The sequence below is a fragment of the Schwartzia succinivorans DSM 10502 genome (assembly GCF_900129225.1).
In the GTDB taxonomy this organism is placed as follows: domain Bacteria; phylum Bacillota; class Negativicutes; order Selenomonadales; family Selenomonadaceae; genus Schwartzia; species Schwartzia succinivorans.
Genome location: NZ_FQUG01000016.1, coordinates 22,436 through 31,411 on the forward strand (window position 1 = coordinate 22,436; position 8,976 = coordinate 31,411).

7 protein-coding genes, 1 tRNA gene and 1 pseudogene are annotated in these 8,976 nt (G+C 46.0%); 6 read left to right on the plus strand and 3 right to left on the minus strand.

Annotated elements, in window-relative coordinates; all coding sequences use genetic code 11:
* Positions 1-124: 124 nt before the first annotated feature.
* Positions 125-200, plus strand: a tRNA-Ala gene (locus BUA83_RS12260).
* 217 nt (positions 201-417) lie between these two features.
* Here the strand turns inward: BUA83_RS12260 and BUA83_RS12265 are convergent.
* Both BUA83_RS12265 and BUA83_RS12905 read right to left on the minus strand, forming a co-directional pair.
* Positions 418-1,881, minus strand: a complete 1,464-nt coding sequence (locus BUA83_RS12265) for a tetratricopeptide repeat protein (protein ID WP_072936569.1) — start codon at positions 1,879-1,881, stop codon at positions 418-420.
* 420 nt (positions 1,882-2,301) lie between these two features.
* Positions 2,302-2,427 carry a hypothetical protein gene (locus tag BUA83_RS12905; RefSeq protein ID WP_268793934.1) on the minus strand — a complete coding sequence of 42 codons (126 nt, stop codon included), beginning with the start codon at positions 2,425-2,427 and terminating at the stop codon, positions 2,302-2,304.
* Between the two features lie 240 nt (positions 2,428-2,667).
* Between BUA83_RS12905 and BUA83_RS12270 the strand changes: the two genes are divergently transcribed.
* From BUA83_RS12270 to BUA83_RS12290, 5 genes are all read left to right on the plus strand, one after another.
* The gene (locus tag BUA83_RS12270) at positions 2,668-3,615 is read left to right on the plus strand and encodes a LysR family transcriptional regulator (protein WP_072936570.1); all 948 of its coding nucleotides are present in this window, start codon (positions 2,668-2,670) and stop codon (positions 3,613-3,615) included.
* Positions 3,616-3,775: 160 nt separating this feature from the next.
* Positions 3,776-5,275, plus strand: a complete 1,500-nt coding sequence (locus BUA83_RS12275; RefSeq protein ID WP_094756636.1) for an MATE family efflux transporter — start codon at positions 3,776-3,778, stop codon at positions 5,273-5,275.
* 211 nt (positions 5,276-5,486) lie between these two features.
* Positions 5,487-6,155, plus strand: coding sequence for a TetR/AcrR family transcriptional regulator (locus BUA83_RS12280; RefSeq protein WP_072936571.1), 669 nt, complete (start codon positions 5,487-5,489; stop codon positions 6,153-6,155).
* A 124-nt stretch (positions 6,156-6,279) separates the two neighbouring features.
* Positions 6,280-7,851, plus strand: a complete 1,572-nt coding sequence (locus tag BUA83_RS12285) for an ABC transporter substrate-binding protein (RefSeq protein WP_072936572.1) — start codon at positions 6,280-6,282, stop codon at positions 7,849-7,851.
* 366 nt (positions 7,852-8,217) lie between these two features.
* On the plus strand, positions 8,218-8,724 hold the full coding sequence (locus BUA83_RS12290) for a hypothetical protein (protein WP_072936573.1): 507 nt from the start codon (positions 8,218-8,220) through the stop codon (positions 8,722-8,724).
* A gap of 154 nt (positions 8,725-8,878) precedes the next feature.
* Here the strand turns inward: BUA83_RS12290 and BUA83_RS12580 are convergent.
* Positions 8,879-8,976: pseudogene (locus tag BUA83_RS12580) on the minus strand (IS200/IS605 family transposase); the annotation flags it as partial.

The window sequence follows — 8,976 nt, forward strand, 5'->3', positions numbered from 1 at the left end:
GTACATGTTTTTATTGTATAATTCAAATTTCATAAATATTTCTTAATGTTCAGTCATTTTGCCATGCCCTACTGGCTTGCGTTTTTATAAAAACTGCGCTATACTGGTTTTTGTTCATACAAGTGGGGACGTAGCTCAGCTGGGAGAGCGTTCGGTTCGCATCCGAGAGGTCGAGAGTTCAATCCTCTTCGTCTCCACCAGAAATTTATAACGCTGAAGCATACGCTTCGGCGTTTTTATTTTAAAACACAACGCTATAACTCAAAAGGCGGAATCCAAACAACGGATTCCGCCTTTATATTTAACCAACAAAACACTCTTTAATTTTATACGCCGAAAAAACACCGTTCATCAGAGCCTTAAGATTTTTCAGCTCTCGAAATCGAAGGCATCACGCACATACCAACATTATCAGCCTCACCCTGTTACAATGTCTCCAGCGTCTTCCGGATAAAGCTCTACTTCTCCTCCTCCGTTTTCCCAAAAAACTATTAGAGCCTCCACTGCACTTTCATAAATACTGTCATCAGAAATTGCTAAACTTCCACTTAAAAAGAATTCCTGATAGTGTCCATCATACACCTGATACAAGCCATACTCTGACATAAAGAAACTTTCAGCGCCCTTTAACCAAAATGTATTATCCCATATTTTTTTCAATTCGGATTCCGAGCCCTTACGATATGTGTAAATTTCAACAGGATACGGACATTCCCGCGACGGTTCCCGAACAACCGGTGCAGGCTCAGGAGACGAAGGATTATTTTCCTTGCGCAACCATTCGTCATGGCATGGGTTGAGCCATTCAATCTTCACATTGTCGTGATCCAGAACAGTCAATCGACAGAGGTATCGATAAAAGCCGTGGCCGCTTCCATCATAAAGCAAAAAAGTATTTGGTTTTCCCTCGTCATCGTACCCGATAATGTCAAACTGAACGGTAGAGGCCCAACATCCCCGAAGAACCCCCTCATGATACTTTGACGTAGTTCTTCCATCGTGTTCAAAGTAAAGAAACTGCGCTGCAACGTACTCTCTATGCAATTCTTTAGATGGACGATTTCTCCATATTGCCACACCACCATGATAGTCAGGTCCATGCCACCGCGGCACAAACTCAATCCTGCCTGAGCCTGTACCACCCGCAGCAGACGGATATCCGGCACCGTTTTCCAGTGATATCGGTGCTTTTTCTTCAACCGGCGGAGCTGTTTTTTCCTGAATTTTGCTCATCAAAGCCTGCACTTGCTGATTGTCAGGGTCTAACTCCATAACTTTTTGGCAATCCGCCAGCGCTCTGTCATAATACCCCTTAGTCATATATTCTTCAGCACGCCTTTTATAAGCAGGAATGTAATTGGGGTTAAGTCTGATGGCGTACGAATAATGCTTTATCGCGTCAGCAACACAGTCCCCCTCATAACGTCTATCTAATCTTCCAGCCGTTATACAGTACTCGCCCCAAACATAATGTGCATCCGCACACATTGGATCTCTTTCCAGCGCCCATTTACAATTTCTCACCGTTTCAGGCCATCGTCTTTGATTTAAGTAAGTAATCGCGCGCCATACATAAGCCTCAGCCTTATGCTCTAACTCTATTGCCGCTGTAAAATGCTTCCGTGCTTTTTCCCAATCCTTCTTTTCCGCATACAATGCCCCCAGATCCATGTGCAAAGAAGCATTTTTATCATCCATCTCTATAGCTTTCTTGTAATCCTCAATTGCCAAATCATACTGTTTATTATTGTAGTATTCCATTGCCCGTTTAGCGTATCCGACCGACGTTACCGGTTCGGCCGCAAATGCTGTTGCTGAACTAAGAAATACCATCAGCATCGCAAATACTGCCAGTATAAATTTCTTACCCTGAAAAATCATGACCCCACTCCCTTAAAATAATATTGTTTTCACACATTGAAAACATCATGACGATTTAGGATGCCGGAGATATTCTCACCTCCTGTTATTTATTCCTGTAACCTACTATGCAAAACTATTCCTGCAATACAAGGACGAAGAACATCTTTTGCCAGTTCATGGTTAATGTACTCCCCACAATTACATTCTACCCCCCCTCAAAGACACGTCAAGAAATTGTAAAACTCATTTAAAATTTCCTTCAAAAAGCCACAGCAGACGCGAAACACCCCAAAAATTCGTATAAACGCAAAAGGCGGAATCCAAACAACGGATTCCGCCTTTTTAAACATTAAATTTTTGCTATACATTAGCAAGCAAGCTTGTAATCAAGCTCAAACGTCCCATCATATGCGGGCGCGCAAGTTTCCACCAGCAAAATTACGGCTCAGGCAGCATCGGATCGGGCGGATTCCCGTAACGGGCATCCCACTCACGGCTGAAAATGCGGTGGTTGAAGACATTGGCGGCAATGAAAGCCTTGCTTTCCTCCGCTGCCGGAACCATGAATCAGCGTCTGCCAGAATGCTGAACTCGTCCGTGCTGTAGAAGATAAGCACAGGAACATGGTTCATAGTGTTTTCGCCATTAGAGAAAAGCACGAATTTTCAATTTTGCACTATAGCTTCATGGATTCTATTGTATCTCAAGTACTTAAATTTTCTCTTAGACTGAATTCTCCAATTTACGACACAGTGTGGTAATATTGTGTTACAGGAAATTTTTTTGTACTTATCAGGAGGCCTTATGGAACTTCGTCAACTTCAGTACTTTCTCTCCTGCGCCCGCTGCGGTTCTTTGACCACGGCAGCAGAGGAGCTTTTTACCACACAGCCCCACGTCAGCATGGTCATCCGCGAGCTTGAGCATGAAATCGGCACGCGCCTTTTTATCCGCCGTTCCACGGGCGTAGAGCTTACGGAAGCAGGAGAACGGGTCTACGGCTACGCTCTCCGGGCTCTGAGAAACGCCGAGCTTTTTGCTTCAATAGGAATGGAGCAGCGCGAGCATACTCTGCGCGTCGCTACGAACAACAGCAGCAACATGGCGGTTATGCTCACTGCCTTTTACAATGAATTCACAAAAAACAATAAATCGGAAAATGAGGCCAAGGAGCTTTACATGCGTTTCACAGAATGCGGTATAGAGAAAATGATTGCGCTGCTTTCGGCGCACGAATATGACCTTGGCTTCCTTTTCGTTCCCGACACAAAACGCTCCGCTCTCAGCTATCTGATTGACCGCCATCAGCTTGCATTTACTCCTCTCCTTGATACGGATTTGGTTCTTTACGTCGGAATCAATCACCCCCTGGCCTCCCGCACCTCAGTAACAGCCGAGGAGGTCGCGGCCCTTTCATTTATCCAGCTGGAGGACGATTTCTTTACAATAGAGGATTTGCTGGCAGGAGATCCCGCCTTCAGGAAGAAAAGGCTTGAAATAAAGCGTGTCATAAGGACAAACAGCGACCACATGATGATACGGGCGCTGGATAAAACCGAGCTTTGCAACCTTGGAAGCTACTGGCTGAAGGACGTTTACCGCCAATATGATTTCCGGCGTATTCCCGTTGAAGGAATGGAAAACAGAATCGCCTTCGGGTATCTCTCACGAAAGGGCGAACCTCCTGACGAGGATTCCGCAGCTTTTTTGAAGTATCTCCGCCACGCCCTTGAGCTTGATACCGGAGAATAACATATCACACCAATTCTACGGACTTCTTTTGCAATATGAAATACAGATGGTTGGTGCTCATACCATAACAAATTCTTATGTCTCCCCATAAAAACCCCGAAATATCGAAAATAAGCCCTCTTTGCTATCATAAAAATGAAGTTATGGAGGGCTTCTTTTTATGAAATTTTCAAAGGAACTATATGTAGAACAAGCTCATAAGCTGTCAAAAAAGCTTTTTTCAAAGGAAAAATCCGAACACGATGCCTCTGATGAAATTACTTCAGAAGCCTCTGATGCTGCAGGAATACCATCCAAAACAGGCGAAGTGCTTATGTCAAGCGGTTCTATCCACAGGACACTTTTGATGTATGCTCTGCCGGTGCTCATAATGCAGCTTTTGCAGCAGCTATATAACATTGCTGACTGTGCAGTAATAGGCAGACTCTGCAGTGGGTTCGGTCTGGCCGCGGTAGGTGTTTCAGGTCTTATCCTTGCCGTACACATCAATTTTTTCATAGGTTTTGCCGTAGGAGTAACCTCCGCGGTATCGCAGCTTTTCGGCGCACAGAATTTTGAAAAGCTGCGCGCGATGATTGCAACCTCCATATGGCTGGCAGCGGCTGCCGGTCTTCTTTTGACAATAATCGGAGAGCAGCTTGGAAGTAATTATTTGACGTGGCTCTCCTGCCCCCCGGAGGCCTTCAGCGATGCGCTGCTTTATCTTCGCATATGTCTCTGGGGGCTTGTTCCTCAGCTGGTATATAACGTCGCAAACGGCGTCTTTCGCGCACTTGGCAATACGCGTACACCGCTTTACTGGCTCGCCGCGTCCGCGGTATTGAATATATTTCTCAACCTTATCGTCGTAGGAATTTTTGATTTTGGTCTTGAAGGGGCCGCCTGGACTACTCTTGTATCACAGTGGGCACTGGGATTCGGTATGATTTGGAGACTCACGCGCATAGACGAACGATTCCGTCTCGAAATTACTTCTCCTCTTCTTCCATTCCGCGAGCTTCTTTCTCTACTGCGCCTTGGCATACCGTCAGGAATGCAGGCCGCATTCATGAGTCTTTCATCGCTTTTGATTCAAATCAGCATTGACTCCTTCGGCCCTGCTGCAATGGCAGGAATGGTAATCTACGCGAAAATAGAAGGCTTCCTTTATTATCCTGCCTTCGCCTACGGCATGGCACTGACAGGATTCATAGGGCAGAATTTTGGGGCAGGACGTCTTGACCGCGTGGAAGAGGCTATGCGAGTAAGCCGACGCACGGCAATTTACGGTACGCTCGTTGTATGTGCTGCCCTTATGCTTGTTGCAAAACCGCTTCTCGGATTCTTTACTGAAGACGCGGCCACGCTTTCCAACGGCCTTGCAGCCGTATATTGGACCTTCCCCGTATACTTTCTTTATTCGCTGAACCAGGTATACATAGGCGGCTTAAAAGGTCTTGGTGAAACCGCTGTCCCCATGCTTTCGGCTCTTGCAGCCTACGCCCTTTTCCGCGTTGTCTGGTGCGAGTCTCTGCTGCCTTATTGGCACGATATGGCAGTAATTTACAACGCATATAATGTGAGCTTTGTCATATCACTTATGATTCTCATACCTGCCTACCGCCGTGTGTTTAAACATTCCGAGCACCTGAAGTCAGCGGGGGCAGCGCTCACAATATAATTTCATTTCACAATATCGGCTCCTGCTACGAGAAGAGAAACTGTCTCCGAATGTTTCTCTTCTCATATTTTATTTTATCCGACGCTAAGCACTTATAACACCATGAATAAGTTTTACTTTATCAGCATACTAAATTTGCCTATGGCAAACTTTAATTGAAGGCATTATAATATTTTACCAACAACAACTTACAAAGGCAGGAGCCGGAGCTATGGAAAAAAACGAAACCTTTCGCAGGGCACACGGAGCAAAGCAAAAACAGGAACGCATACGTCAGATTGTTGACGCGGCAGCTGAAATTTATGACAAGGACGGCTATGACGCAGTCACCTTCAGCAGCGTGGGGCGTAAGGTAAATTTTAACCGTGCCAACATATACCACTACTTTCCCAATATTGAAGACATTTTTTTGCTGATTCTCCGAAGAGATATTGAAACCATGGTCTGCGACGCGGAGCAGTCCTTTAAGGATTTTCGTGGCGGTGCAGATTCCTTTGCCGCTGCCTGGGCCGCTTTAATGCTGCGCCATCAGCGCATGCTCTCCCTGTTCTGTGTGGCAAATACTCTTCTGCTTCGAAACGCTACGCCGAAAGCGCACCTGGAATTCCGCGAGGATATTTTCATCAAGTACAACCGGCTCAATGTCATCATAAAAAATATTTTTCCTTCCATGAGCGATGAATCAATAATACAATTTATTGACTATGAAAACAGCTACGCGATGACACTGTACCCTGCCAGTATTGAGTATAAAAAAGCTCAGGGAATACAGATTTTCCCGGATGCCGGATATGGCACCCGCCCATTCGCAGTTCAATACGAACCATACCTGAAAACACTCCTGAAAGCCTTATTGGCAAAGGATACCCCGGTGGGTTAACCACCGGAAATTTTTTTGATTTTTTCTTATTTACATATTGTAAATAAGAAAAAGGTATGCTATTATCTTTTTCGTGCTCAAATGAAAGATTTTATTAATCGTATTTATGAAAGGAAGCGACCACATGAAGAAACACGTAAAAAAGCTCGCAGCAGTCCTGATGTCAGGGGCGCTGCTTTTGGGCGCAGTCGGCTGCGGAGGCGGCGATACGAAAGCTGAGAAGAAAGAAACTCTTCGAATCGGCATTTCAAACTTCGCCGATATCCTTGACCCTGCTGAGCATTCAATAGGATGGGCAGTCATGCGCTACGGCCTCGGTGAAACACTTATCAAATTTGACGAGAAAATGAATGTTCAGCCATGGCTTGCAGAAAGCTGGTCCATCAGCGACGATAAACTTACATGGACAATTAAAGTCCGCGACAATGTAAAATTCTCCAACGGCAAGCCGCTTACGGCAAAGGACTGCAAGGCGTCCATTGAGCGTACTCTTGGCATTTCCGTGGAAGCCCGCGCGTGGGCAAACATAGAGTCCATCACGGCGGAGGGACAGACTCTCACAATCAAAACGACGAAACCAATGCCGAATTTCATCGGTGTTCTCGGTGACCCGTATTTCACTATCATCGATACGGAAGACACCACACACGATATCAAGCGCGATGGCCCGATTTGCACAGGTCCGTACGTCATGAAATCCTTCTCCCGCGACAAGGCAATCATGGAAGCCAATCCATATTACTGGGATGGCACTCCGGCCTTCAAGAAGGTTGAAATCCCGTCCATCGACGACCCGAACACCCGTGCAATGGCTCTGCAGTCCGGTGAAATTGATGCCGCTGTAAATATCGCGTTCGGTGACATGGCACTGTTCAACGATACCAGCAAATACAATGTCAGCACGATTGACTCAATCCGCGACGTTCTTGCACGTATCAATGTAAATGAAGGACGTCCCTTTGCGGACAAGAAAGTCCGTGAGGCCTTCATCTGCTCCCTCGACCGTGAATCCTACAGCAAAACGCTGCTGAAGGGTACATTCACCCCGGGTGGTCCGGCAATGCCGCCTTCCCTGGATTTCGGATTCAACGAAATTGAAAACAAGGATGCGTACAACGTTGACCGTGCCAAGAAGCTCCTCTCCGAGGCTGGCTGGAAGGATACAAACGGTGACGGCATTGTAGATAAGAACGGCAAAAACCTGGAAGTTGATTTTGTTTATTACAGCAGCCGCGCAGAGCTTCCGATTTTTGCCGAAGCCGCACAGGCCGATGCCGCAAAAATCGGAATCAAGGTAAACCTAAAAAATGTTGATTACAACGTAATGGATAAGCTCGGTGTAAGCGGAGATTATGACCTCATGATTTCCAATATCATGACAGAGCAGGCAGGCGATCCGCTGAACTTCCTTAACATGTACTGGCGCAGCAATATCGACGGTCAGAATCCGCAGAACTCCTCCGGATATTCCAACCCGACATATGATGCCCTCGGTGATGCGCTCCGCGTAGAATTCGATAAATCAAAACGCCGCGATATTATCATCAGCATGCAGAAAATAATCATGGATGATGCCGCAGCTATTATCTTCGGATATCCGCAGACAAACATCATAAGCAACAAATCCATCACAGGCGCTAAAATTCAGGCCTGCGACTACTACTGGCTTACAAAAGACTGGAAGCCGGCAAACTGACCCCACTCCATCAGTTTTTACCTCTCTTTCAAAACTGTATGGATGTAATATCGCCGCAGCGAAGCTATTTTCGCTGCGGCATTTTTATTTCCATTTCACGCCAATGTTATTTTTTGTCCTTGGCAAAACATGATTTAAAGCGCTATAACTCGGCAAAAACGCCTCGTGCGACGCGAAGCTAGTACCTTGGGTAAAACGCTGATATATGTAGTTTTGCCCTTGGCAAAACATGATTTAAAGCGCTATAACTCGGCGAAAACGCCTCGTTGAAACGCTGATATATGTAGTTTTGCCCTTGGCAAAACCTGAACAAAGGCGTTATAATCATTTACAAGAAATGATTTTATCGTTTTGGAGGTATTTACCATGCCCGACTATGTACCGACAGGCCGTCATGTTTTCAGCGGCAGGAACCGTATTGATAATGAAATGGTATCTCTTACACCGGATCCGGCAATCATTGCCGCACCCACTGAAGAAGAGCTGAATATTGTTCCGTTGGAGGGCCATGAGGTCGATGATTCTGATGAAATCATGGAAGAAGAGGAATTTGTCGATGAATCACAGGACGATTCCTTCGACGGATCACAGGAAGACACCACAGAAGAAACAGGTCAGGAATATGAACCCGATAGTGAAGACGACACGGAAACCGCTGAAACTCCTGAGGAAATTGCAGCACGTCTTGCAGGCGACCGGGTAAAGGCACAGATGGACAACCTTGAAATCGCCGAAAAGATTGCCTCCGAGGATACACCTAAAGAAGCATCCTCTTCAGAAGAAACTCCTGAAGAGATAGCGGCACGTCTCGCAGCTGACCGTGTTCACGCTCAGGAAATGAATCTTGAGGTAGCAAGAAGCCAGCAGGAGTAACAACAACTGAACAATCAAAACCACCCGTGAAACGGGTGGTTTGCTCAGGCCCTATAAGGGCCAATTACCTGTGGTAGCACCCTAAAGGGCGCATCGAAACAATCTGGCAATCACACTATTATCACTGGCAGCCCCCTACTCGGGGGCTTTTTTCTTAGCCTTTTTTCTCTCGCTTCCCCGTAAACGGGTCCACTGATTCAAATAAACTTAATTGATCATTTGCAATATCATCCTGCAATTGGTTCTGTATAT

Coding starts and splice junctions, on each gene's coding strand:
- BUA83_RS12265 (WP_072936569.1), bottom strand. CDS start 1,881: ATGATTTTTCAGGGTAAGAAATTTATACTGGCAGTATTTGCGATGCTG.
- BUA83_RS12905 (WP_268793934.1), bottom strand. CDS start 2,427: ATGGTTCCGGCAGCGGAGGAAAGCAAGGCTTTCATTGCCGCCAATGTC.
- BUA83_RS12270 (WP_072936570.1), top strand. CDS start 2,668: ATGGAACTTCGTCAACTTCAGTACTTTCTCTCCTGCGCCCGCTGCGGT.
- BUA83_RS12275 (WP_094756636.1), top strand. CDS start 3,776: ATGAAATTTTCAAAGGAACTATATGTAGAACAAGCTCATAAGCTGTCA.
- BUA83_RS12280 (WP_072936571.1), top strand. CDS start 5,487: ATGGAAAAAAACGAAACCTTTCGCAGGGCACACGGAGCAAAGCAAAAA.
- BUA83_RS12285 (WP_072936572.1), top strand. CDS start 6,280: ATGAAGAAACACGTAAAAAAGCTCGCAGCAGTCCTGATGTCAGGGGCG.
- BUA83_RS12290 (WP_072936573.1), top strand. CDS start 8,218: ATGCCCGACTATGTACCGACAGGCCGTCATGTTTTCAGCGGCAGGAAC.